The organism is Micromonospora sp. NPDC049203 (assembly GCF_043197215.1).
In the GTDB taxonomy this organism is placed as follows: domain Bacteria; phylum Actinomycetota; class Actinomycetes; order Mycobacteriales; family Micromonosporaceae; genus Micromonospora.
Window position 1 is genome coordinate 1 of record NZ_JBICSV010000013.1, and the last position, 23090, is coordinate 23090.

A 23090-nucleotide genomic window follows, 5' to 3' on the forward strand; every position below is an offset into this window, starting at 1 on the left:
GCCCGCCCGGGGCGCCCGCGCGGGCGCGGGGGGGGGCGGGGGGGGGCGGGCGCGCGGGCGGGGGGGGGCCGCCCCCCCCCCCCCCCCCCCCCCCCCCCCCCCCCCCCCCGCCTCGCTCAGTCCTCCGCCAGCACGGTGAAGGTGAACGCGGTGCTCGTCGGACGGTTCAGCGGGATGTCGCACTTGACCCGGCGCAGCACCTCGGGCCGGGTGAGGCCGAACCGGTTGGCGATGAGCCGGTCCGGGCGTACCGGCACCGGGTCGTCGAAGGTGACGTCCACCTGGACCGGGCACCCGTCGAGCGGTAGGACCGGCGCGTCCAGGCGCCACGCGCCGGTCCAGTCCAGGGTGAAGCGGCAGCGCCGGGCGAACGCCGGGTCCAGCAGGGTGGCCGCCACCAGATCGGGATCGTTGAGCTGGTGGCCGTGCAGATCGGCGGGATCGAACGAGCTGACCGCCGCCCGCTCCCGGACGGTGAGCTTGCTGGTCCGGTCGCAGGACACGCAGTGCACCAGCAGCCACACGTCCAGGATCTTGCCGTTGGCGTTGACGCGGAACCTGCCCCGGGCGGCGGTGGCCGACTCCGCCCGGCAGGTGACGCAGCGCAGCGACAGCAGCGGAAGGCGGGTCCGGCGTACGACCCAGGGCAGCACGATATGCGGTTGGGATGACATGGAGACCTGATCTCTGAAGACCTGACGCGAGGCCGATTACGCGCGGCCTCGGACGCTGTGCCCGGGCGCGCGAGGGCAGCCCGGGGAGCCGGCGCGGAACGGCCGGCTACAGGCGTGGGGAACGTGTCAGGTTCTAGAGAGCAGGAGGGGTCACGCGGAATCGTCCTTCTTCGCTGCGACAGGAGTGCGGGAAACGTACGGGACGTCCGGAACCGCTCTCAACCCGTTTTCCGGCGCCGTCGCGATGCGTCGCCCGTCACTTCACTCACTAAAAGTTTGCACCCTCTGCAAGATCGCTCCTAATGTCGTGGCGTGACCTCGGATCAGAGCCGCCCCGGCCTGCGTGACCGCAAGAAGCGGCAGACCCGCGCCGCCCTCAGCGCCGCCGCGCTGCGCCTGGTCGCCGAGCGCGGCCTGGACCAGGTGACGGTGGAGGAGATCAGCGAGGCCGCCGACGTGTCGGCCCGCACCTTCTTCAACTACTTCCCCAGCAAGGACGAGGCGCTGCTCGGCGACCAGCCGACCGACCGCGAGGTGCTTGCGGCCCGCATCCTCGCCGCGCCGCCGGAGCTGTCCGCGTTCGACGTGCTGCGCCTGGCCTTCGACGACGTGGTCGAGGCCGTCGAGGCCGACCGCGAGGTGTGGCTGCTGCGCCTGCGGGTGATCGCGGCGAACCCGTCGCTGCTTCCACGGCTGATCAGCGGCAACGCGGAGACGGAACAGGTGATCGTCGCGGCGGTGGCCGCCCGGCTCGGCCTCGACCCGTGCCATGGCCACCCGACGCTCGTCACCACTGTGGCTGGCGCGGTCCTCCGCACCGCCCTGATGCAGTGGGTCGAGCGACCCGACACGACACTGCGCGAGCTGACCGCCGAGGCGTTCGCCGCCGTCGCCGCCGGCCTGCCCGATCCACACGCCGCGACCTGACCCATTCGTACCGGCGGCCGCAGTCGCGCGGCCGCTCGCACGTGCACACGACAAGGAGTTCGATGACCACCGCCACTGTCGCGCCCGCCGAGGCGGGTACGCGGATGTCGCGCCGGGAGGTTCTCCAGGCGTTGTCCGGCCTGATGGTCGGCATGTTCGTGGCGATCCTCGCCTCGACGGTGGTGGCGAACGCGCTGCCCCGGATCATCGCCGACCTCAACGGCAGCCAGACCGTCTACACCTGGATCGTCACCAGCGAGCTGCTGGCGATGACCGCGACCGTGCCCCTGTGGGGCAAGATGGCCGACCTCTACAGCAAGAAGCTGCTGATCCAGCTGTCCCTGGGCCTGTTCGTGGTCGGCTCGCTCGTCGCCGGCTTCAGCCCGAACGTGGAGGTGCTGCTGCTCAGCCGGGTCATCCAGGGCATCGGCGCGGGCGGCATGACGGCGCTCGCCACGATCGTCATGGCGGCCATGATCCCGCCGCGCGAGCTGGGCCGGTACGCCGGCATCTTCGGCGCCGTCTTCGGCGTCGGCACCATCGCCGGCCCGCTGATCGGCGGTGTCCTGGTCGACACGTCCTGGCTCGGCTGGCGCTGGTGCTTCCTCATCGGCGTGCCGTTCAGCCTGTTGTCCATCGCGCTGCTGCAGAAGACGCTGCACCTGCCGGTGGTCCGCCGCAAGGTCCGCATCGACTGGCTCGGCGCCCTGCTGATCACCTCGGGCGTGTCCACGCTGCTGATCTGGTCGTCGCTGGCCGGCAACAAGTTCGACTGGGCCTCCGGCTGGACCGCCCTTCTGGTCGGCGGCGGGCTGGCGCTGCTCGCGCTCGCCGTGTTCGTGGAGGCCCGCACCGAGGAGCCGATCATCCCGCTGGGCATCTTCCGCAACCGCACGGTCAGCCTTACCACAGTGGCGAGCATCCTCGTGGGCGTGGCGATGTTCGGCGGCACCGTGTTCCTGTCGCAGTACTTCCAGACCTCACTGGGCAAGTCGCCGACGGTGGCCGGCCTGATGAGCCTGCCGATGGTGCTCGGCCTGCTGGTCTCCTCGACCGTCGCGGGCCAGCTCATCACCAAGTACGGCCGGTGGAAGATGTTCCTGGTGGCGGGCGCCGCGGTGATGACGGTCGGCATGCTGCTGCTGAGCACCATCGACGCGAACACGAGCGTGCCGGTGCTGTCGGTGCACATGGCGGTGCTGGGTGTCGGCGTGGGCATGCTCCTGCAGAACCTGGTGCTGGCCGCGCAGAACGACGTGCCGGCCGCCGAGCTGGGCGCGGCCACCTCGGTGCTGACGTTCTTCCGCAGCATGGGCGGCGCGGTCGGGGTCAGCGCGCTCGGCGCGGTCCTGGCCAACCGGGTGACCTCGCTGACCGTCGAGCGGCTGGGGCCGGTCGCGGCCGGCGGCGGGTCGGCCGAGGTGCCGGACCTGTCCACCCTGCCGGAGCCGGTGCTGCGCATCGTGCAGGACGTCTACGGCATCGCCACGTCGGAGATGTTCCTCATCGGCGCGCCCTTCGCGCTGCTCGCCCTGATCGTCGTGCTGTTCATCAAGGAGAAGCCGCTGAACACGCTCAGCGGCGACGAGCGCCGGGCCCGCGAGGAGGCGGCGGCCGCCGCCGGCACGCACTGAGGCGTCCGAGCGGGCGTGGGGCCGCCCCCGGGATCACCGGGGGCGGCCCCTTGTGCGTACGGTCAGCGTTGCGTGCGGTCGTTGATCTCGGTGCCGGACTCGCCGGGCATGGCACCGATCGCCTCCTCGGCGGCGCGTCCGCCGGTGCTCTCGTCGCCCTGCGTCAGCGAGCTGCGGGGCAGCCCGGCCAGGTGCGCCGGATCCTCGACCGGCTGGGGCGGCCACTGGTCCTGCGTACCGTTCGTCACCCCGGCGCGGCGTAGCGCCTCGACCAGTTGGTCCGGCGACAGGCGGTCGACCTCCTGCATGCCGGCCCCGCGCGCAATCGCCTGCAGTGTCTTCAGGTCTTCGCTCACGAATGTCTCGGCCATGCCCGAGCCTTCCCGGCGCTCAAGACAAGGAAACCCGGCCGGTGCCGCGGCCTACCCCACCCACCCCGCCGATCATGACGTTGAGCCGGGCAAAACGGACACCTGGCACCGCCAACTTCATGATCGGCCCGAATGGGGGGTCTGGTCAGCGGCGGGCGGGTTTGCGGTCGGGGCGAGGGCGGTCGCGTTCCGGGTCGACCCCGACCTGCACGGCGAAGGCCGGGTCCACGGCCAGCAGCGGCCGGGGGCCGAACAGGGCCATGCCGGTCAGCAGCGTGTCGGTGTCCCGGCCCTGCCAGACCGGGCGGCGCTCCGGGTCCAGGTCGGCGTGTTCGCGGCGCAGCCGCCGCAGCAGCGCGCGGGCGGCGGCACCGGTCTCCGGCACCTCGGTCAGCCACCAGCCGCCGAGCGCGGTGGCCAGGCAGCACAGCAGCAGCCCGGCGACCGAGGCCGGACCGCCGGCGGAACGCCCCTCCACCGCGCTGTCCACCAGCCGGGTCAGCCCGACCGCGGCCACCGCGAACAGCGGCACCGTGCCCAGCGCGATCCGCCGCCGCTGCGCCCGGGTGAGCAGCCAGCCGTCGCGGACCAGCCGCCCGACCGTACGGCGCAGCGCCCGGCCCACCTCCGGGTCGGCGAGCACGGCCGCCCAGGTCTGCGGGCGGCGCAGCGCGGAGTGCAGGGCGCGCACCAGCGCGGGCGACCCGGCCGGGGGCCGCCCCTGCGCCTGAAGGGTGGCGAGTTCGCCGACCTCGACCCCGCCGGCGCGGCGCAGCGCCGCCACCCCCACCTGGCAGGCCAGCAGCGCCCGGTCGGTCAGGTACGCCAACTCGACCCGGTCGGGCGTCGCGCCCCGGGTACGGCGGCCGGTCAGTTCGCGTACCGCCAGGGCGATCACGACTGCCACGGCGACCGCGCCGAGGTAGTCGAGGAGGAAGATCGGCCCGCTGACTCCCCAGAGCATGACGGCAAGTATCTCAGGAGCCGTGGCGTACCTCGGTGTCCCAGATCCGGGACCACCGACGCCGCAGGCCCCGGCCCAGGAAGATCGGCTCGCCGTTGTCCACATCGGCCCGTCTGGTCGACCCGGCCGGCGCCGAACTGCCGGGCGATCGCGGCGACCAGGACCACCGCCGCGCCGTCGTAGCGGCCGGCCAGCGACAGCAGCACGACGGTGCCGACCGGCCCACGACCAGGGGCGCGACGGTACGCGGACCGGCGGGCGGCGGGCCACCGGGTGCGGCGGCCTCGCTCCGATCGATGCCGGCGACTGATTCGGCCACCTGCCCATGATGGACCGCATCGGCGTGCCGTCGATGCCCCGCGACCCTCGGCCGGGTGGACGCAAACCGCTGGCCGGACGGCCGGGCCGGCGGCTAGCCTCCCTCGCGATGCGGATCCGTGACTACACCGACGCCGACTGGGCTCACGTCTGGCCGATTCTCTCCGACGTTCTGGCCACCGCCGACACGTTCGCGTACGACCCGGACTGGCCGCCGGAGACGGCGCGCGAGGTGTGGGTGGAGCGCCCGCCGGGGCGTACCTCGGTCGCGGTGGACCACGACGGCGTGGTGCGCGGCACCGCGAAGATGGGCCCGAACCGGCCCGGGCCGGGATCGCACGTGGCGACGGCGAGTTTCATGGTCGCGGCGGAGGCCCGCGGGCGGGGTGTGGGCCGGGCGCTGTGCGCGGAGGCGCTGGACTGGGCCCGCCGGCAGGGCTTCGCCGCGATGCAGTTCAACGCCGTGGTGGAGACCAACACGGCGGCCGTGGAGCTGTACCGGCGGCTGGGTTTCGCCGTGGTCGGCACCGTGCCGGAGGCGTTCGCGCACCCGACGCGGGGACGGGTCGGGCTGCACGTCATGCACCGGCGGCTGTGAACCGCGGCGGCGGTGACCGGAAAACGCCTCGCCGGATCCGGCGGTTGCTGACAGGCTGCCCGCCATGACCGCTCATGCCCTCGCCGGGGCGCTCGCCGACGAGCGTCGCCGGACCGTGTTCGCCGCGATCGTGCTCGGTGCCCGCGACGTGCCGGCCGTGGTGGCCCGCACCGGGCTGCCCGCCCGTGACGCCGCAGTGGCCGTACGCCGTCTCACCGACGCCGGTGTGCTCGACGACGGCGGCGGCGGGCTACGGGTCGACGCCGAGCGGCTGCGCGAGTTCGCCCGGGCCGGGGTGGCGGCACCGGCGGGCCCGGCCGCGAACCCGCGCGAGACGATCCTGCGCACGTTCCTGCGCGACGGCGCGCTGACCCGGCTGCCCGCGCAGCGGGGGCGCCGCCGCGTCCTGCTGGAGCACATCACCGAACGCGCCTTCGAGCCGGGGCGGCGCTATCCGGAGCGCGAGGTGGACGACGCGCTGCGCCGGTGGTGCGAGGGCGGCGAGGCCGACCACGTGACGCTGCGCCGCTACCTGATCGACGACATGCTGCTCACCCGCGAGCAGGGCGTCTACTGGCGGACCGGCCCGTGAGCGGCTGGAGCACGCAGCTCGCGCTCCCCGACGAGCCGGACGCCACGCTGATGCTGCGGGAGTACATGGCCGAGATGGTGCGCCGCTGGTACGGCCGCCCGGAGCAGCCCGACGAGGTGGACGCCGCGCTGGCCGAGAACCCGAGCGACGACCTGACCCCGCCGACCGGGTTGCTGGTGCTGGCCCGCCGCGACGGACGGCTCGCCGGGTGCGCCGGGTTGAGGTGGCAGCCGGGCTGGGCCGAACTGACCCGCATGTACGTGCGCCCGGAGCACCGGGGCGCCGGGGGCGGCGCGGCGCTGGTCGGCGCGATCGAGGCGTACGCGGTCGCCGGCGGTGCGGGGCGGATCTGGCTGGACACCCGCTCGGATCTGGTCGAGGCGCGTGCCCTGTACGCCCGGCTCGGCTACCGGGAGATCCCCGCCTTCAGCAGCGGTCCGTACGCCCAGCACTGGTTCGAGAAGGCGCTCGCGGGCCGGGTTGACGACGTGGCGGGGGCGCGCTAAAACAGAAGCAGGAACTTGAGTCTCCAAGACTCAACTTGAGACCTTGGGCCAGGAGAACCGAGGAGGCAAGAGCCATGTTGATGCGTACCGACCCGTTCCGCGAGATCGACCGGATCGCCGAGCAGTTCTTCGGCACCACCGCCCGGCCCGCCGTGATGCACCTGGACGCCTACCGCGACGGTGACCACTTCTACGCGGCGTTCGACCTGCCCGGCGTGGACCCGGACAGCATCGACTGCACCGTCGAGCGCAACGTGCTGACCGTCCGCGCCGAGCGGCGCCGCCCCACCGGCGAGAACGTCGAGCTGGTCGCCGCCGAGCGGCCGATGGGCACGTTCACCCGGCAGCTGTTCCTGGGCGACACGCTCGACACCGACCGGCTGGAGGCCGGCTACGACAACGGGGTGCTGACGCTGCGCATCCCCATCGCCGAGCGCGCCAAGCCGCGCCGGATCGCGGTCAGCACGCCCGCCGAGGGCAACGGCCGCCGTCAGCTCACCACCGTCTGAGCAGGTCACGCCGACGCGGGGGAGGCCGGAGCACCGGCCGACCCCGCGTCGCCGTAGAGCCGGGCCAACGCGTGCGCGGTCGCGATGAACCGGTCGCGCAGCGCCGCCGGGGCGAGCACCTCGACCTCCGCGCCGAGCTTCAGGAACTCGGTGTGGGCGTGCCGGACCGACTCGATCGGCACTGTGGTCTCCAGCCATCCGTCCGGGCCGGGCTCACCGGCTGCGGCCCGGGCGGCGCGGCTCATCTCCGGCGGGAACACGTACGGCATGAACTCCAGCGCCGCCACGGTGAGCCGGATGCGGGCCTGGTCACGGTAGACGTCGCGTTCGTAGCGGGCGGTCCACTCCCGCCAGTACGCGGCCAGGTCGAAGTCGTCGGGCCGCGCACACGGCTCGGCGGTGACCTCGGCGTCGAGCACCGCGCCGACCCGGTAGGTGCGTATCTGCTCCTCGCAGCGGCCCACCAGATACCAGCGGCCCGCCTTGAGCACCACGCCCAGCGGGGCGACCAGCCGGGTCACCTCCCGTGGGGCACGCCAGCGCCGGTACCGCAGCCGCACGAGCCGGTCCCGCCAGACCGCGCCGGCCAGCGTCTCCAGGTGCGGGGTGGCCTCCGGGTGCCGGAACCAGCCGGGCGCGTCCAGATGGAACCGCTGCCGGATCCGGCCGCTGCGGTCGGCCAGCTCACCGGGGAGCGCGGCGCGCACCTTCAGCTCGGCGGCGGCCACCACCGACGCCAGTCCCAGTTCGGCGGCCGGGCCGGGCAGGCCGGCGAGGAACAGCGCCTCGGCCTCTGGGCCGGTCATCCCGGTGAGCCGGGTCCGATAGCCCTCCAGCAGCCGGTATCCGCCGGCCGGCCCCCGATCGGCGTACACCGGGACTCCGGCGGCGCCGAGCGATTCGACGTCGCGGTAGACGGTCCGCACCGACACCTCCAGGGCGTCGGCGAGTTCCTGGGCGGTCATCCGCCCCCGGGTCTGCAGGAGCAACAGCAGGGAGACCAGCCGGCTGGCACGCACCCGGTGACGCTAACCCGGACCCGGGTGACCGGGGACGGGCGCGCCTCGTCGCCAAACCCCCCACTTACTGAGAACCTTTCTCACATGCTTCGCCCCGAGGTGCTGCCCCGCGCCCGTACCGCCGCCCTGCCCGCCGGCCCGGCCGACGTCACCGAGGCGTGGCTGCGCAACCGGCGGCTGTCCGAGCACACCCGCGACGCGTACCGGAGGGACGTCACCGGCTGGCTGAGCTGGTGCGCCGAGCGTGGGCTCGACCCGCTGCGGGCGACCTTCCTCGACGTCAACGCCTACGGCCGGGAACTGGAGTCCACCCCCCGCGGCCGGGCCGGCCGCCCGCTCACCCCGGCCACCGTCGCGCGCCGGCTGTCCGCGCTGTCGAGCTGGTACGACTTCCTGGTCAAGCTGGGCGCGATGGCGGCCAACCCGGTGTCGGCGGCGGACCGCCCGCGCGTGGACCGGGACCACTCCGCCACCGTCGGCCTGACCCCCGAGGAGGTCGACGCGCTGATCGCCGCCGCCGACGCCGACACCGGTCCGGCCGCCGCCCGCAACCGGGCCGCCGTCGCGCTGCTGGCCGACCTGGGCCTGCGGGTCGGGGAGCTGGTCGCGCTGGACGTGTCCGACCTGGGCACGGAACGCGGTCACCGCAGCGTCCGCTTCGTGGGCAAGGGCGGCAAGGTACGCCGGCGCGCGCTCACCCCGGGCACCGCGTACGCGGTCGACGCCTACCTGGCCGTACGGGCCGCCGCGCAGGGTGTCACGGTGCCGGAGCTGACCGGCCCGCTGCTGATCACCGCCACCGGCGGGCGGCTGGACCGGCATGCCGTGTTCCGGCTGGTGCGACGGCTGGCGCAACGTGCCGGGATCGCGGCGTGGGCGAAGCTGTCGCCGCACTCGCTGCGCCACGCGTTCGCCACCACGGCCCGCTCCGAGGGGGTGCCGCTGGAGGACGTGCAGGACGCGATGGGGCACGCCGATCCGCGTACCACCCGCCGCTACGACCGGGACCGGCACAACCTGGACCGCGACCCGGCGTACACCATCTGGGCTGCTCGGGCCCGCCGGCGCGGCTGAGCCGTCGGAGCGGGTGACCCGGCAGCGATGCGGGCCGCGGTGGTTCGCGGCCCGCATCGCTGCCGGTCAGCCCTGCGGACGGGGGCAGAGGCAGAACGGCTGCCCGATCGGGTCCAGCAGGACGGTCCACCGCTCACCGCCGGGCTGGAAGCCGGGCCGGGTCGCCCCGGCCGCCATCAGATCCTTCTCCGCGGCCGTCACGTCGTCGACGTAGAGGTCGAGGTGGTAGCGCTTGTCGCCGCTCTCGTCCGGCCAGGCCGGCGGCGCGAAGCCGGGCACCAGGCCGAAGCCGATCGACGTGCCGTCCTTGGTGATCATCGCGTACTCGGCCTCGCTGTGGGTGATCTCCCCACCGAGCGCGTGGGCGTAGAAGGCCGCGTGTGCGGCGGGGTCGGAGCTGTCCAGGTTGATCATGGCGATGTCTGCGTGACTGGTCATGCCGGGAGTCTGCCGTGCATACCTGCCACCTGTCGTCAGGTATGACGGCGAGGCCGAGCTGAGAGCGGAAACGACTCACCGACACGCGGCACCGACCGTCTAACCGGGCTACACGGAGTGACCTGCGCGCCGTAACTGCCTGCGCGCCGCTGCCCGGTTGCCTAGCGTCGTCGGTGATGGGCAGGCAGCGGGATTGGCACCACCCGGCCCGGCGTCGCCGGCCGCTACGCGCGGGCGTGCTGATCGCCGGTCTCGGCGTGGGCACCTGCCTGATCGGGGTGGCCGGGCTGGCGGTGTGGAACGCGCAGGTGGTGTTCCAGGCCGACGGGCCGGTGCGGGAGACCGCCGACGGGTTCTTCCGTGACGTCGCGTCCGGGGACACCGACGCGGCGTACGAGCGGCTGTGCGCCGAGGCCCGAGGCAAGTGGAGCAAGGCCGGCTTCGGCAGCTGGGTGCGGACGCCGCCGCAGGTCAGCGGCTACGAGATCGTCGACGTCTCGGTGGCGACCCGGTCCGGCCGGCCGCACGGGACGGTGCTCGTGCGGATCAACCGCGACGGCGGCGGCAGCGAGGAACGTGAGCTGCCGGTGGTGCCGGAGGGCGGCGGCTGGCGGGTGTGCGGGGATCCCTTCTGATGCTCAGGCGCGCGGGCCGAGGTCGCCTGCGCGGTAGTGGCGGCGGCAGAGCACCTGGTAACGCACGTCGGCGGTGTCGACGGTGTCGCCGATGACCACCTGCGCGCCCTCGCGGACCACCCGGCCGTCCACCACGCGGGCGTTGAGCAGCCCTTCCCGGCCGCACCAGCAGAGCACCTCGACCTGGATGCGGGCCACCTCGTCGGCCAGCTCGAACAGCCGCTGCGCGGCCGGGAACAGGCAGGAGCGGAAGTCGGTGGCCAGGCCGAACGCGTAGACGTCGACGTCGAACCGGTCGACCAGCTCGGCCATCTGCTCGACGTGTTCGAGGTTGTAGAACGACGCCTCGTCGCAGATCAGGTAGTCCACCCGTACCCCCTCGGCCCACGCGTCGCGGACCAGGACGCGCAGGTCGAGGTCGTCGGTGACCTCGACGGCCTCGTGGGCCAGGCCGATGCGGGTGGTGACCTGCGGGCCCAGCGAGCGGTCGATGCGGGTGGTGACCAGGCCGCGGCGGCCCTGCCGGGCGTGGTTGTGGTTCATCTGCAACGCCATGGTGGACTTGCCGCAGTCCATCGGCCCCCAGAAGAACTTCAGCGCGGCGGCGTGCAGCGGCCGGCCGTCGACGCCGCGCGCGGCGGCGCAGCCGGCGGCTCGGTCGTCACCAGGCCCCGGCAGGGGGCGGGCCAGGCAGGTCGGGACGGCGTCGTCGGTCACGTCGGGGCAGCCTAGCCGATCGACGACGCCCGATCAGGCCCGCGATGATCCACCCGCCGGGGCACGGCGGGTCAGAGCACCCGGGGCGGGGTGTTGCCGGCGGCGATGATGGCCCGGCGCATCGGCACGGCGGCCAGCAGCGCGAAACCGACCACGAAGAAGATCAGCAGCGACACCAGACCCACCCGGTACGACGAGGTCAGCTGGAAGACCAGGCCGAACGCCAGCGGGCCGAGCCAGCTGGTGCCCTTGTCGCTGATCTCGTAGAAGCCGTAGTACTCGCCCTCCTTGCCGGCCGGGATGAGCTGGCTGAACAACGACCGGCTCAGGGCCTGGCTGCCGCCGAGCACCAGGCCGATGCAGCCGCCGAGGATCATGAACGGTACGGGCGCCTCGGCGGGAAGCCGGAACGCGGCGACGATCACACCGGTCCAGAGCACCAGCGACAGCAGCACGGTCTTCCAGGCGCCGATGCGCTTGGCGAGCGCGCCGAGGGCCAGCGCGCCGCCGAAGGCGAGGAACTGCACCAGCAGGATGGTCACGATCAGGGTGCTCTGCTCCAGCCGCAGCTCCTCGGTGCCGTACTGGCTGGCCAGGGTGATGACGGTCTGGATGCCGTCGTTGAAGACCAGGAACGCGAGCAGGAAGTACAGCGTCAGCGGGTACGTCTTGATCTCCCGCAGGGTGCGCCCGAGCTGCCGGAACCCGTCGGTGAGCACGTTGACACCGCTGCCGCCCCGGCGGGCCGCCTCGGTCGGGTGCTCGCGCAGCCAGCGCAGCGGGACCAGGGTGAACGCGGCCCACCACACGCCGGCCGACACGATCGACCAGCGGGCCAGGTCCAGCGTGCGCTGGGCGTTGCCCTCCTCGCTGAGCATGGTGACGGCGACCAGGTTCAGCGCGAGCAGCAGCCCGCCGCCGAGGTAACCGATGGCCCAGCCGCGGCTGGAGATGCCGTCGCGCTCGTCCGGGCCGCCCAGTTGCGGCAGGAACGAGTTGTAGACGACCACGGCGGCGCCGAAGGAGATGTTCGCGATCAGGAACAGCGCGCCGCCGAGCAGGTAGCGCTCGCCGGTGACGAACGCGAACGCGATGGTCGCGCCGGCGCCGGTGAACGCCGCGGCGGCGAGCAGCCGCTTCTTGTGCGCCGACCGGTCGGCGATCGCGCCGACCACCGGCAGCACGAACACGGTGAGGAAGACCGACAGCGAGATCAGGTACGGGTAGAACGAGCCGGCGGCGACCTTGATGCCCAGCGGGTACACCGCGCCGTCGCAGCTGTCCGCGCCCAGTTCGCAGCCGGCGGCCAGCTCGGTGACTGTGGTGAGGAACGGCCCGAGGAAGACCGTGATGACTGTGGTCTGGAACGCGGAGTTCGCCCAGTCGTAGAAGTACCAGCCGGTGCGCTCGCGGCGGGTGCTGCCCGGTCCGGCGGGGTCGGCGACGGCGGGGGTGACCGTATCGGCCATCGGGGGTCGTCCTCGGGGGGTCAGGCGGCCCAGTGGCCGCGACTGCGGTAGACGTCACGGAGCACGCTGACGTGATCGGTCATGATGCCATCCACACCAAGATCAAGTAAGTGGTGCATCTGGGCAGGTTCGTCGATCGTCCAGGCGTGCACCTGCAACCCGATCCGGTGGCAGTACGCGAGGAACCGCCTGTCGACCACCGGCAGCCGCCCGAAGGAGACCGGCACCTGCGCGGCCACCACGGACGGGGGCAGCCGCAGGGGCCGCCCGTGCAGCGAGGCCAGCCGCACCCGGGCCACCCCGCGCATGCCGAGGCTGGTGGCGACCTCCGGCCCGGCCAGCGCCCGCAGCCGGGCCAGCCGGGCGTCGCTGAACGAGGCGAGCAGCACCCGGCCGCCCGCGCCGACCCGGGTGACGGTGGCGACAGTGGGTTCCACGCCCCCGTCGGCCTTCACGTCGATGTTGAACCGCACCTGCGGCCAGGCGTCGAGCACCTCGTCCAGGCGGGGCACCAGGGCGGCCCCGCCGACGCGCACCGAGGACAGGTCGGCCCAGCGCAGGTCCGCGATGCGGCCCTGTTCGCCGGTGACGCGGCGCAGCGTCGGGTCGTGGAAGACCACTGACACGCCGTCGGCGGTGGCGTGCACGTCGGTCTCCACGTACCGGTAGCCGAGGGCGACGGCACGGGCGAACGCGGCGGTGGTGTTCTCGTCGCCGTCGGCCGCGCCGCCGCGGTGGGCGAACGCCAGCGGCGCGGGCGCGTCGAGGTAGCCGTGACGGGGCTGCACGCGGGCAGTATGCCCGCCCGGGGTGGCCCGCAGATGGCCGGGCGATGAAATTCCCTATCGTTCCCTAACTCGATTAACATAGGGTGCGATGAGTAACGACATGTACTCGGTGGAGCAGGTCGCGGACCTGCTCGGCCTGCACGTGCGCACCGTGCGCGGCTACATCCGATCCGGGCGGCTGCGGGCCACCCGGATCGGTAAGCAGTACCGGATCGCCCGCGCGGACCTGGACGCGCTGACCGGCCGGCCTGCCCCGGCCGCCTCGGCGCCGGGAGCGGAGGTGTCCAGCGTCGTCCGCCTCGACGGCGTCGACCGGACCGCCGCCGACCGGCTCGCCACGCTGGTGCTGGCCGGCGTGAACACCCACCACGACCCGGACCGTCCGCTGCGCGTGCAGACGGTCCACGACGAGGAGCGGCACCGCATGACCATCATGATCCTGGGCGACCTCACCGCCACCGCCGACCTGCTGCGCCTGCTCGACGGGGTGCTCGACGGCGGCAACGGCCTGCTCGGCGGCGGGGAGCGCGACCATGGCTGACCTGATGCAGGAGCGCGCCGGCGAGCAGGTGCTGGTCTGCGACCCGGACGGCCCGCCGATCGCCACCGAGCGCGACGCGCTGGACCTGATCGGCGCGGCGTTCCTCGGCGCGACAGTGGTCGCGGTGCCGGCCGGCCGGCTCGACCCCGCCTTCTTCACCCTCGGCACCCGCTTCGCCGGTGAGGTGATGCAGAAGTTCGTCAACTACCGGCTGCGCCTTGCCGTCGTCGGTGACATCTCCGCCCACCTGGAGCGCAGCGGCGCGTTGCGCGCGCTGGTGGCCGAGTCGAACCGGCACGACCAGGTGTGGTTCGTGCCGGACCTGGACGCGCTCGAAGAGCGGCTGCGCAACACCACCTGACCCACCCGCCCCACCTCGCCGATCTTGCACTTGCGGCCCTCGTCAGGGGTGTTTCGCCGGGTTTGCCGGGGCACCAACTGCAAGGTCGACGGGCGGGAGCGGGCCGAGGTCGGGGTTGGGGTGTGCCGGGTCAGCCCGGGTGGCTGCTGGTGCCGGTGCCTGCGTCACGGGATCCAGGTGGCGGGTACGGCTGTTCCGCGAGCAGCCGGGCCAGGTGGGCGCTGTTGAGCGCCAGCGCGGCGGTGGTGCGGCCGGTCGTGTCGGGTTTGGGGCGGGCGTCGATGTAGTCGGTCTTGTGCAGCGCTTCCCCGACCCAGTAGGTGGCCCCGGCGGCCGGGCAGGTGAACCCCACCTCGTTGAGGGCCTGCTGCACCTCGGCGATGGTGTGGTGCGCGCCGTCCTCGTTGCCGACCACGGCCACCCCGCCGACCTTGCCGTAGGTGCGCAGGCGGCCCTGCTCGTCGGTCTCGGACAGCTCGGCGTCCAACCGTTCGAGGACCATCTTGGTCACCGACGAGGGCTGACCGAGCCAGATCGGCGTGGCGATGATCAGGATCTGGGCGGCGAGCAGCTTGGCACGGATGTCGGGCCAGCCGTCTCCGTCGCCCTCGTCGACGGAGACCCCGAAGCGCACGTCGTGGTCGACCACCCGGACGATCTCGCCGTCGACGCCCTGATCGGCCAGCGCGTCGAGCACCTCCTGGCCGAGCACCTGTGAACTGGACGTCGCCGGGGAACGCTTCAGGGTGCAGTTGAGTACGAGTGCTCGGACAGTGGTCATGACCAGGTCCTCTCCGCCCAAAGGGTGCGGGACTTGATACCCGCCACCGGGGCCGGGATGCCTCAGCCGGCGCGGTGGCGGCGGTGGGCGCGGGTGGTCTCGACGGGCCGCCCCGGGTCGACGTGGCGTGGCAGGTCCGGCTCGTCGGGGCGCAGCGCCACCAGGTCGTCGGTGATCGCGTCGATGATCCGGTCGGTGGCCTGCCGGGCCGCGCCGGGGGAGCCGGAGCGCAGGTCGTCCAGCGGCACCGGGGCGCCGAAGTGCACCCTGATGGCGGGCCGGCGGACGATCGCCCGGGCGACCGCGCGCAGCATCCCCTTGGGCGCCCGGTAGGGCAGCACCTCGTGCGAGCCCCACTGGGCGACCGGCACCACAGCGGCGCCGCCGGCGAAGGCGAGCCGGGCGGCGCCGGTCTTTCCCCGCTCGGGCCACATGCCGGGGTCGAGCCCGATGCGCCCCTCCGGGTAGACCAGCACCACCGAGCCGCCGGCCACCGCCTCGGCGGCGACCTCCAGTGACCGGTGCACCGCGGCGGTGCCCCGGTCGACGCGGATGTGCCCGGCGTGGCGCATCAGCGCCCCGATCACCGGGGTGCGGAACAGCCCGCCGGTGGCCATGATCCGGGGCGCGACCCGCCGGACCCGGCAGGCGGCGGCGAGGACCACCGGGTCGAACGGGCTGATGTGGTTGGCGGCCAGGACCAGCGGGCCGTGGCGCAGCGCGTCGGGCACGTCGCCGGTGACCTCCAGCCGGCCGACCAGCCTGACGGCGGCGCAGGCGAGCGTCTGCGCGGCCCGCCACAGCAGCGGCGCGCGCCAGGGGGTGCTGTTCATCAACGCTGGATGGTCGCACGAGCCAGGGCGATCCCGGCACCCGGGCACGGTGATCCGGGGACCGCAGGGTCCTCCGGCAAGGGTGAGCCCGGGACCGCAGGTCCTCCGGCAAGGGTGATCAGGGTCATTGGTCCCGGGCCGGGTGGGGCCCTGCGGCCCTGCTGGTCTCCCTACGACGACGAGTAGTATCTACTACGTCTCGTAGTATGCGCAGCTGGGGGTTTTCAGGTGGACGCGTTGGACGTCGCCCGCTGGCAGTTCGGTGTCACCACCGTCTACCACTTCTTGTTCGTGCCGTTGACCATCGGCCTGTCCGTGCTGGTGGCGATCCTCCAGACCATGTGGCACCGCACCGGCAACGAGCGGTACCTCAAACTCACCAAGTTCTACGGCAAACTGTTTCTGATCAACTTCGCGATGGGTGTGGTCACCGGCATCGTGCAGGAGTTCCAGTTCGGCATGAACTGGAGCGACTACTCCCGCTTCGTCGGCGACATCTTCGGTGCGCCGCTGGCCATCGAGGCCCTGGTCGCGTTCTTCCTCGAATCCACGTTCATCGGTCTGTGGATCTTCGGCTGGGACCGGCTGCCCAAGCGCCTGCACCTGGCCTCGATCTGGGCCGCCGCGATCGGCACCAACCTGTCGGCGTACTTCATCCTCGCCGCCAACTCGTTCATGCAGAACCCGGTCGGCTTCCGGATCAACCCCGAGAGCGGCCGCGCCGAGCTGACCGACTTCGTCGCCGTGCTCACCAACAAGGTCGCCCTGATCACCTTCCCGCACACCCTGGCCGGTGCGTTCCTGGTCGCCGGGTCGCTGATGGTCACCGTCGGCCTGTGGCACGTGATGCGCAACCGCGACAGCGCCGACACCGGCGCGTACCGCTTCGCCACCAAGCTCGGCTCCTGGGTCGTCCTGGTCTCCTCGGCGCTCGTCATCCTCACCGGCGACATCCAGGGCAAGATCATGACCGAGGTGCAGCCGATGAAGATGGCCGCCGCCGAGGGCCTCTACACCACCGAGAGCCCCGCCTCGTTCTCCGTGCTCACCGTCGGCAGCCTCGACGGCAGCCGCGAGCTGTTCGCCATCAAGATCCCGTACCTGCTGTCGTTCCTCGGCACCGGCGACCCCAACGGCACCGTGCAGGGCATCAACGACCTCCAGGCCCAGTACGCCAGCCAGTACGGCCCCGGCAACTACGCCCCGATCATCCCGGTCACCTACTGGAGCTTCCGCTTCATGATCGGCTTCGGGCTGGCCGCCGCCGCGATCGCGCTGCTGGTGCTCTGGAGCCAGCGCAAGGGCCGCACCCCCACCAGCAAGTGGCTGCTGCGCGCCGGCCTGGTCATGCCCGTGCTGCCGCTGCTCGCCAACTCCTTCGGCTGGATCTTCACCGAGATGGGCCGCCAGCCGTGGATCGTCTTCGGCGAGATGCTCACCCGCGACGGCGTGTCCCGCAGCGTCTCCCTGACCGAGGTCCTCACCTCCTTCACCGCGTTCACCCTCATCTACGCCGTCCTCGCGGTGGTCGAGTTCAAGCTGCTGGTCCGCTACGCCCGCGCCGGCGTCCCGGACGTCACCCCGCAGACCGACGACGACACCGACGACGCCGAGCGCCCGCTGGCGTTCGCCTACTGACACCCCGGAGCCCAACCGTGGAACTGACGACCGTCTGGTTTCTCCTCGTAGCAGTGCTCTTCACCGGCTACTTCATCCTCGAAGGCTTCGACTTCGGCGTCGGGATGCTGCTGCCGGTGCTCGGCCGCGACGACAGGCAGCGCCGCGTCCTGATCAACACCATCGGCCCGGTCTGGGACGGCAACGAGGTGTGGCTGATCACCGCCGGCGGCGCCATGTTCGCCGCCTTCCCCGAGTGGTACGCCACCCTGTTCTCCGGCTTCTACCTGCCGCTGCTGCTCATTCTGCTGGCCCTGATCGCCCGCGGCGTCGCCTTCGAGTACCGCCACAAGCGGCCCGAGGCGTCCTGGAAGCGCCGCTGGGACCAGGCCATCTTCTGGGGCTCGGCGATCCCGGCCGTGCTGTGGGGCGTGGCGTTCGCCAACATCTTCCGCGGCGTGCCCCTGGACGCCGACCACGAGTACGTCGGCGGTCTGTTCGACCTGCTCAACCCGTACGCGCTGCTCGGCGGCCTGACCACGCTGGGGCTGTTCCTCACCCACGGCGCGGTGTTCCTGGCGCTCAAGACCACCGGTGACATCCGGGAGCGCGCCGGCGCCCTCGCCGTCAAGCTCGGCGTCGGCACCGCCGTGGCCGCTGTGGCGTTCCTGAGCTGGTCGCTGAGCATCCGCTCCAGCGCCGCCGCCGTCGTGCTCGCCGTCGGTGCCGCCCTCGCCCTGCTCGGCGGTCTGGCCGCGGCCAAGGTACGCCGGGAGGGCTGGGCGTTCACCGGCACCGCCGTGGCGATCGCGCTGGCCGTGGCGACGCTGTTCGCCGCGCTGTTCCCGAACGTGATGCCGTCCACCCTCGACGCGGCCGGCACGCTCACCGCCACCAACGCCGCGTCCACCCCGTACACCCTGAAGATCATGACGTGGGTGGCAGTGGTGTTCACGCCGATCGTGCTGGCGTACCAGGGTTGGACGTACTGGGTGTTCCGCCGCCGGATCGGGGTACAGAACATCCCGCAACACTGATCGACCTGTGGGCGCAGGGGCGCGGGGCCGGCGCGAGGGGGTCGCACCGGCCCCGCGGGGCGTCCAAGGGTCAGCGCGCCTCGCGCAGCTCCGCCAGCCGCGCCTCGATCTCGGCCAGCTCGGCGCGCAGCTTCTCCGCCTGCTGCTCGGCCTCGGCCCGCTCGGCGGCCAGGATCTGCTCCACCGCCTCCTGCACGCCGGGCACGTCGACAAGCGCCACCATCCGCAGCGCCTCGGCCGGCTTCACCACGTACGGCCGGGCCAGCGCCTTCGTGCCCTGCTGCGCGGCCACCGTCCACTCGCCCTCGGCGTAGGCCAGCGTCACGGTCAGCCCCGGCGGCGTCTTCGGCTTCGCGGCCTTCACCGCCCGCTTCGCCGGCTTCGGCTCCGCCGGCGGCGCCTCGGTCTTCGTCTCCTCCCGCCGCGGCGCCGGCACCCGCGGCGTGTCCAGCACGAACGCAGGCTCCGGCGCGGCCGGCGGCTGCTCCGGCTCCGGCTTCGCCTCCGCGGCCGGACGCCGCCCGGCGCCCTTGGGGGCGATCGCCACGTCGGCGGGGGAGAACGGCAGCTCGTCGCGGCCGAACCGCACCACCACGAACTCCTCCGACGCCGCCGGGTCGGTCAGCTCCACCACCTGCCCGAGCTGCCCGGCCATCTGCCCGGCCGCCTCGGTGAACACCACCCGGGGCTTGCGGCCCGCCGCAAGGGCCTCCCGGATTCCCTGAACCTCGTCAGTGGACAAACCCTGACCCGCCATCACGCCCTCTTCCGTACACCTGTTTGACGCAGCCTTGATACCAGCCGGCTGCGACACCGCGATGATCAGCCCCCGAGGGCGCGCAGCGCCGCGTCGGCGTGCTCGTTCATGCTCAGCTCGCTGTGCACCACGGCGAGCACCCGCCGGTCCGTGCCGATCACGAACGTCATCCGCCGGGTGCTCAGCGCGCCCAGCGGCAGCCGCCGCCGCACCCCGAACGCCCGCGCCACCTCGCCGTCGGCGTCGGACAGCAGCGGATAGCCGAGCCCGTGCCGGCGGGAGAACTCCGCCTGCCGCTGCACCGGATCCCGGCTGATCCCCACCCGTTGCGCGCCCACCGCCGCGAACTCCGCCGCCAGGTCCCGGAAGTGGCAGCTCTCCGCCGTGCAGCCCCGCGTCATCGCCGCCGGGTAGAAGAACAGCACCACCGGACCGGCGGCCAGGAACTCCGACAGGCGCCGTGGCGTACCCGTCTCGTCCGGCAGCGTGAAATCCTCGACCAGGTCACCGACACCCACCGCGTCACTCATGACGCGAGGATATGTAGACATCGGCGATCCCGCTCCGTCGTACCGGGCGAGCGGCGGGGAGACACCGCCGCACGACGCGAAGGACAGCCAGTGAAGTACGTGATCATGATCCACTCCAACCCGGAGCCGTGGGGCCACCCCACCTCCGAATACCTCGCCGCCCACCAGGAGCTGCCCGCCGAGGTACGCGAACAGCTCAACGCCGACTTCGAGCAGGTGATGACCGAGCTGCACGCCAACGGTGAGCTGGTCATGGGGGAGGCGCTCGCCGACCCCGGCACCGCACGGCTCTACCGGTGGCGCGACGGCGCACCCCTGGCCACCGACGGCCCGTACTCGGAGGCCAAGGAACACCTCGCCGGTTTCTTCCTCGTCGACGTCGAGGACCAGGCCCGCGCGGAGGCCGTCGCCGCGAAGTTCGCCGGCCCGGGCGAGACGGTCGAGCTGCGGCCCCTGATGTGGCCGGGCGGCTCCGATCAGTGACGCCGCGCCCCTCGCGGACGTGTGGCGCCGGGAAGCGCCGCACGTCCGCGCCGCGCTGCTGCGCCGCTACGGGCACCCCGACGCCTGCGAGGACGCCCTGCAGGACGCGGCGGAGGCGGCCGCCGCTCGCTGGCCGCTCACCGGTGTGCCCGACGAACCGCGGGCCTGGCTCATCCAGGTCGCCTCGCGGCGGCTGATCGACCGGATGCGCGCCGAGGCGGCCCGGACCCGCCGCGAGCGGCTCGACGCGGCCCGGCAACCCGGCGCCGGCGTGGTACCGCCCGTCGATGACGACACGCCCGTGACCGGCGCCGACGACACGCTGCGGCTGCTGTTCCTGTGCTGCCACCCGGCACTGAGCCGCCCCTCCCAGGTCGCGCTGACCCTGCGCGCGGTGGCGGGACTGCGCGTGGAGCAGATCGCCGCGGCCTACCTGGTGCCGGCCCGGACCATGACGCAGCGGCTGAGCCGCGCCCGCACGACCCTGCGCGAGGCCGGCGCCCGGTTCACCATGCCGCCGCCGGACGCGCTGCCCGACCGGGTGGCCGCCGTGCTGGACGTGTGCCACCTGGTGTTCAGCGAGGGCTACACCCGCACCTCCGGTGACCAGCTCGTCGACGTGGAGCTCGCCGAGGAGGCGATCCGGCTCACCCGGCAGGTCCACGCGGCGCTACCCGGCCACCACGAGGCCGCCGGCGCGCTGGCGCTGATGCTGCTCACCCACGCCCGCTCACCCGCCCGCACCGACGCCGCCGGTGACCTCGTGCCGCTCGCCGAGCAGGACCGCACCCGCTGGCGTCGCGACCTCATCGACGAGGGAGTAACGCTGCTCGACCGGGCCCTGCCGCACGGCCCGGTGGGCCGCTACCAGCTCCAGGCGGCCATCGCCGCCGTGCACGCCGAGGCGCCGGCCTTCCCGGAAACCGACTGGCTGCAGATCAGCGTCCTCTACGACATGCTGAGCCGGGTCGCTCCCAGCCCGTTCGTCACCCTCAACCAGGCCGTCGCCGTGGCCATGGCGCACGGCCCCGCCATCGGACTGGCGCTGCTCGACCCGCTGCTCGCCGACCCGGCGACGCGCGACCACCACCGGCTGCACGCCGTCCGCGCCCACCTGCTGGAACTCCACGGCGATCCGCGGGCCGCCGCCGAGCACTACCGGCTGGCCGCCCGCCTCACCGGCAGCCTGCCCGAACAGCGCTACCTCAACCGGCGGCTGGCCCGCCTGACCAGCGACTCCTGATCGCGGTCACCGCCACACCCCGGCCACCTCGGCGGCCACCGTGTCGGCCTGGGCGAACCCGGCCCGCGCCGACGCCGCCCGCCGCGCCGGATCCAGCACGTTACGGCCGATCGCCGTGCGCGCCGTCCGGTCCGGCGACACCACCGCCACCCGCGCCCCCGCCTCCCGCAACGCCGCGACCTGCGCCGCCGGCCGCGGCATCGGCCCCACCGCCGCACGCGTCGGCGCCAGCACCACCACCTGCCCGCACCCGGCCGCCAGATCCGCGTTCACCGGCGACCGCACCCCGCCGTCGACGTACCGCCGGCCGTCGACGGTCACCGGCGGCCACACCCCCGGCACCGCGCAGCTGGCGCCGACCGCGTCCACGAGCGACACCCCGCTGTCGGCGTCGAACACCACGAACTCACCCGACGCCGCGTCCACGGCGGTGACCAGCAGCCGCGCCGCCGGCCAGTCCGGCGACGGCAGCCGCGCCGCGATCACCGCCCGCCGCGACTGCTCCGACGGGGTACGCGCCGACAACGCCATCGCGCCGATCCGCGCCCGGGCCCGCGCGGCGTCGCGGCCCCGCCCACCGGCCCACGCCCAGCGCAACAGCACACCGGCGCCGAGCCGGGCCGGCACCTCGTCGCGCGGCGGCCGCAACTGCGCCTCGTACAGCTCCGTCAGCGGCGTACCCGAGCGCACCTGCGCCCCGACCACCGACCCGGCCGACGTGCCCACCACCAGGTCCGCCTCGTCCAGCCGCAGGCCGTGCCCGGCGAGCCCGGCCAGCAGGCCCAGCTCCCAGGCCACCCCTGTCACCCCGCCGCCACCCAGCACCAACGCGCGCCCCATGTGACAGTCCTCTCCACCCCGGATGGTCCCGCCCACGGTAACGTCGGCCCTCACCACCAGGTAGGGGAGAGGAATTGAGCTCCGTCACCATCGTCACCGGGGGAGGGCGCGGCATCGGCGCGGCCACCGCCCGCCGGCTCGCCGCCGACGGCCACGACCTGGTCATCGGCTACCGCACCGACCACACCGCCGCCGAGACGGTGGCCGCCGACGTGCGCGCCGCCGGCCGCCGCGCGGTCACCGTCGCCGCCGACACCACCGACCCCGACCAGGTACGCCTCATCTTCGACGCCGCCGACCGGCTCGGCCCGCTCACCGGCCTGGTCAACAACGCCGGCGTCACCAGCCCGATCGGCCCGTTCACCGACCTGCGCGTCACCGACCTGCGCGAGGTCGTCGACGTCAACCTCATCGGGTACGTGCTGTGCGCCCAGCAGGCCGCCCGGCGGCTCACCAGCGGCGGCGCAATCGTCAACGTCTCCTCGGTGGCCGCCACCCTCGGCTCACCCGGCGAGTACGTCCACTACGCCGCCGTCAAGGCCGCCACCGACACCCTCACCGTCGGGCTGGCCAAGGAACTCGCGCCGTGCGGCATCCGGGTCAACGCCGTCGCCCCCGGCATCATCCGTACCACCATCCACGCCCGCTCCGGCGTGCCCGACCGCCCCGACAGCGCCGCCGGCCGGATCCCGATGGGCCGTGCCGGGGAACCCGAGGAGGTGGCCGGCGCGATCGCGTACCTGCTCGGCGCGGACGCCTCGTACACCACGGGCGCGGTGCTGCGCGTCGGCGGCGGTCTCTGACCCGGCGGCGGCCCGGGGACATCCCCCGGGC

Annotated in this window: 29 protein-coding genes; 15 read left to right on the top strand and 14 right to left on the bottom strand. The window is 73.3% G+C overall.

All coding sequences use genetic code 11. The features are described from left to right. Positions 1 to 116: 116 nt before the first annotated feature. A complete protein-coding gene (locus tag ACGFIA_RS25850; protein ID WP_393262536.1) occupies positions 117 to 653 on the bottom strand; it encodes a DUF1062 domain-containing protein in 537 nt (178 codons plus the stop codon). A gap of 333 nt (positions 654 to 986) precedes the next feature. Here ACGFIA_RS25850 and ACGFIA_RS25855 point away from each other — a divergent pair, with 333 nt between their 5' ends. Continuing rightward, positions 987 to 1601 (top strand): TetR family transcriptional regulator, encoded by a 615-nt coding sequence (locus tag ACGFIA_RS25855; protein ID WP_393262539.1) that lies wholly within the window; start codon positions 987 to 989, stop codon positions 1599 to 1601. A gap of 62 nt (positions 1602 to 1663) precedes the next feature. Beyond that, the gene (locus ACGFIA_RS25860; RefSeq protein WP_357475033.1) at positions 1664 to 3235 is read left to right on the top strand and encodes an MDR family MFS transporter; all 1572 of its coding nucleotides are present in this window, start codon (positions 1664 to 1666) and stop codon (positions 3233 to 3235) included. A 62-nt stretch (positions 3236 to 3297) separates the two neighbouring features. Here ACGFIA_RS25860 and ACGFIA_RS25865 read toward each other — a convergent pair whose 3' ends face one another. The 3 genes from ACGFIA_RS25865 to ACGFIA_RS25875 form a co-directional block, all read right to left on the bottom strand. Beyond that, positions 3298 to 3606, bottom strand: a complete 309-nt coding sequence (locus tag ACGFIA_RS25865) for a hypothetical protein (protein WP_357387345.1) — start codon at positions 3604 to 3606, stop codon at positions 3298 to 3300. A gap of 145 nt (positions 3607 to 3751) precedes the next feature. After that, entirely contained in the window at positions 3752 to 4570 is an 819-nt protein-coding gene (locus ACGFIA_RS25870) for a TIGR04222 domain-containing membrane protein (RefSeq protein WP_357475037.1), read from the bottom strand. 13 nt (positions 4571 to 4583) lie between these two features. Next, entirely contained in the window at positions 4584 to 4889 is a 306-nt protein-coding gene (locus ACGFIA_RS25875; RefSeq protein WP_393262544.1) for a hypothetical protein, read from the bottom strand. Positions 4890 to 4997: 108 nt separating this feature from the next. On the opposite strand from ACGFIA_RS25875, the gene ACGFIA_RS25880 reads away from it, so the two are divergent. The 4 genes from ACGFIA_RS25880 (at position 4998) to ACGFIA_RS25895 (ending at position 7093) form a co-directional block, all read left to right on the top strand. Then, positions 4998 to 5486 (top strand): GNAT family N-acetyltransferase, encoded by a 489-nt coding sequence (locus tag ACGFIA_RS25880; RefSeq protein ID WP_357387351.1) that lies wholly within the window; start codon positions 4998 to 5000, stop codon positions 5484 to 5486. 64 nt (positions 5487 to 5550) lie between these two features. Beyond that, a complete protein-coding gene (locus ACGFIA_RS25885; RefSeq protein WP_357387353.1) occupies positions 5551 to 6078 on the top strand; it encodes a DUF2087 domain-containing protein in 528 nt (175 codons plus the stop codon). Further along, positions 6075 to 6584: a GNAT family N-acetyltransferase gene (locus ACGFIA_RS25890; RefSeq protein ID WP_357387355.1), complete on the top strand. Its 510-nt coding sequence runs from the start codon at positions 6075 to 6077 to the stop codon at positions 6582 to 6584. The genes ACGFIA_RS25885 and ACGFIA_RS25890 overlap by 4 nt, the downstream gene beginning before the upstream one ends. A gap of 74 nt (positions 6585 to 6658) precedes the next feature. Then, on the top strand, positions 6659 to 7093 hold the full coding sequence (locus ACGFIA_RS25895) for an Hsp20/alpha crystallin family protein (protein ID WP_357387357.1): 435 nt from the start codon (positions 6659 to 6661) through the stop codon (positions 7091 to 7093). Positions 7094 to 7098: 5 nt separating this feature from the next. Here the strand turns inward: ACGFIA_RS25895 and ACGFIA_RS25900 are convergent, their stop codons facing one another. Continuing rightward, complete coding sequence (locus ACGFIA_RS25900) at positions 7099 to 8112, bottom strand: helix-turn-helix transcriptional regulator (RefSeq protein ID WP_393262549.1); 1014 nt, start codon at positions 8110 to 8112, stop codon at positions 7099 to 7101. An 84-nt stretch (positions 8113 to 8196) separates the two neighbouring features. On the opposite strand from ACGFIA_RS25900, the gene ACGFIA_RS25905 reads away from it, so the two are divergent. After that, entirely contained in the window at positions 8197 to 9186 is a 990-nt protein-coding gene (locus tag ACGFIA_RS25905) for a tyrosine-type recombinase/integrase (protein WP_357387361.1), read from the top strand. Between the two features lie 66 nt (positions 9187 to 9252). Here the strand turns inward: ACGFIA_RS25905 and ACGFIA_RS25910 are convergent, their stop codons facing one another. Then, a complete protein-coding gene (locus ACGFIA_RS25910; RefSeq protein ID WP_393262552.1) occupies positions 9253 to 9624 on the bottom strand; it encodes a VOC family protein in 372 nt (123 codons plus the stop codon). Positions 9625 to 9800: 176 nt separating this feature from the next. Between ACGFIA_RS25910 and ACGFIA_RS25915 the strand changes: the two genes are divergently transcribed. Further along, positions 9801 to 10259: a hypothetical protein gene (locus ACGFIA_RS25915; RefSeq protein WP_357387365.1), complete on the top strand. Its 459-nt coding sequence runs from the start codon at positions 9801 to 9803 to the stop codon at positions 10257 to 10259. Between the two features lie 3 nt (positions 10260 to 10262). On the opposite strand, the gene ACGFIA_RS25920 is transcribed toward ACGFIA_RS25915, so the two are convergent. The 3 genes from ACGFIA_RS25920 to ACGFIA_RS25930 all read right to left on the bottom strand — a co-directional run bounded on the left by ACGFIA_RS25920 (position 10263) and on the right by ACGFIA_RS25930 (position 13233). After that, positions 10263 to 10949, bottom strand: coding sequence for a thymidine kinase (locus ACGFIA_RS25920; protein ID WP_393262669.1), 687 nt, complete (start codon positions 10947 to 10949; stop codon positions 10263 to 10265). 98 nt (positions 10950 to 11047) lie between these two features. Further along, entirely contained in the window at positions 11048 to 12445 is a 1398-nt protein-coding gene (locus tag ACGFIA_RS25925) for an MFS transporter (RefSeq protein ID WP_393262555.1), read from the bottom strand. 20 nt (positions 12446 to 12465) lie between these two features. Next, positions 12466 to 13233: a glycerophosphodiester phosphodiesterase family protein gene (locus tag ACGFIA_RS25930; protein WP_357387368.1), complete on the bottom strand. Its 768-nt coding sequence runs from the start codon at positions 13231 to 13233 to the stop codon at positions 12466 to 12468. Between the two features lie 88 nt (positions 13234 to 13321). On the opposite strand from ACGFIA_RS25930, the gene ACGFIA_RS25935 reads away from it, so the two are divergent. Both ACGFIA_RS25935 and ACGFIA_RS25940 read left to right on the top strand, forming a co-directional pair. Beyond that, on the top strand, positions 13322 to 13774 hold the full coding sequence (locus ACGFIA_RS25935; RefSeq protein WP_357387370.1) for a helix-turn-helix domain-containing protein: 453 nt from the start codon (positions 13322 to 13324) through the stop codon (positions 13772 to 13774). After that, complete coding sequence (locus tag ACGFIA_RS25940; RefSeq protein ID WP_357387372.1) at positions 13767 to 14135, top strand: DUF4180 domain-containing protein; 369 nt, start codon at positions 13767 to 13769, stop codon at positions 14133 to 14135. The genes ACGFIA_RS25935 and ACGFIA_RS25940 overlap by 8 nt, the downstream gene beginning before the upstream one ends. 130 nt (positions 14136 to 14265) lie before the next feature. Here the strand turns inward: ACGFIA_RS25940 and ACGFIA_RS25945 are convergent, their stop codons facing one another. Both ACGFIA_RS25945 and ACGFIA_RS25950 read right to left on the bottom strand, forming a co-directional pair. Next, positions 14266 to 14916, bottom strand: a complete 651-nt coding sequence (locus ACGFIA_RS25945; RefSeq protein WP_357387374.1) for an NAD(P)H-dependent oxidoreductase — start codon at positions 14914 to 14916, stop codon at positions 14266 to 14268. A gap of 62 nt (positions 14917 to 14978) precedes the next feature. After that, positions 14979 to 15749, bottom strand: coding sequence for a lysophospholipid acyltransferase family protein (locus tag ACGFIA_RS25950; protein WP_357387376.1), 771 nt, complete (start codon positions 15747 to 15749; stop codon positions 14979 to 14981). A 228-nt stretch (positions 15750 to 15977) separates the two neighbouring features. On the opposite strand from ACGFIA_RS25950, the gene ACGFIA_RS25955 reads away from it, so the two are divergent. After that, positions 15978 to 17387, top strand: coding sequence for a cytochrome ubiquinol oxidase subunit I (locus ACGFIA_RS25955; RefSeq protein ID WP_357387378.1), 1410 nt, complete (start codon positions 15978 to 15980; stop codon positions 17385 to 17387). Positions 17388 to 17404: 17 nt separating this feature from the next. Then, the gene (cydB, locus tag ACGFIA_RS25960; protein ID WP_357387380.1) at positions 17405 to 18403 is read left to right on the top strand and encodes a cytochrome d ubiquinol oxidase subunit II; all 999 of its coding nucleotides are present in this window, start codon (positions 17405 to 17407) and stop codon (positions 18401 to 18403) included. Positions 18404 to 18473: 70 nt separating this feature from the next. Here the strand turns inward: cydB and ACGFIA_RS25965 are convergent, their stop codons facing one another. Then, positions 18474 to 19160, bottom strand: a complete 687-nt coding sequence (locus ACGFIA_RS25965; protein WP_393262561.1) for a hypothetical protein — start codon at positions 19158 to 19160, stop codon at positions 18474 to 18476. Between the two features lie 65 nt (positions 19161 to 19225). After that, the gene (locus ACGFIA_RS25970) at positions 19226 to 19690 is read right to left on the bottom strand and encodes a peroxiredoxin (RefSeq protein WP_256487405.1); all 465 of its coding nucleotides are present in this window, start codon (positions 19688 to 19690) and stop codon (positions 19226 to 19228) included. Between the two features lie 90 nt (positions 19691 to 19780). Here ACGFIA_RS25970 and ACGFIA_RS25975 point away from each other — a divergent pair, with 90 nt between their 5' ends. Together ACGFIA_RS25975 and ACGFIA_RS25980 are read left to right on the top strand one after the other, a co-directional pair. Beyond that, entirely contained in the window at positions 19781 to 20173 is a 393-nt protein-coding gene (locus ACGFIA_RS25975) for a YciI family protein (protein ID WP_262015747.1), read from the top strand. 19 nt (positions 20174 to 20192) lie between these two features. After that, positions 20193 to 21416 carry a DUF6596 domain-containing protein gene (locus ACGFIA_RS25980; RefSeq protein WP_357387384.1) on the top strand — a complete coding sequence of 408 codons (1224 nt, stop codon included), beginning with the start codon at positions 20193 to 20195 and terminating at the stop codon, positions 21414 to 21416. A 6-nt stretch (positions 21417 to 21422) separates the two neighbouring features. Here ACGFIA_RS25980 and ACGFIA_RS25985 read toward each other — a convergent pair whose 3' ends face one another. Next, a complete protein-coding gene (locus tag ACGFIA_RS25985; RefSeq protein WP_357387386.1) occupies positions 21423 to 22256 on the bottom strand; it encodes a patatin-like phospholipase family protein in 834 nt (277 codons plus the stop codon). A gap of 74 nt (positions 22257 to 22330) precedes the next feature. Between ACGFIA_RS25985 and ACGFIA_RS25990 the strand changes: the two genes are divergently transcribed. Continuing rightward, complete coding sequence (locus ACGFIA_RS25990) at positions 22331 to 23059, top strand: SDR family NAD(P)-dependent oxidoreductase (protein WP_393262566.1); 729 nt, start codon at positions 22331 to 22333, stop codon at positions 23057 to 23059. The last annotated feature ends 31 nt before the right edge of the window (positions 23060 to 23090 follow it).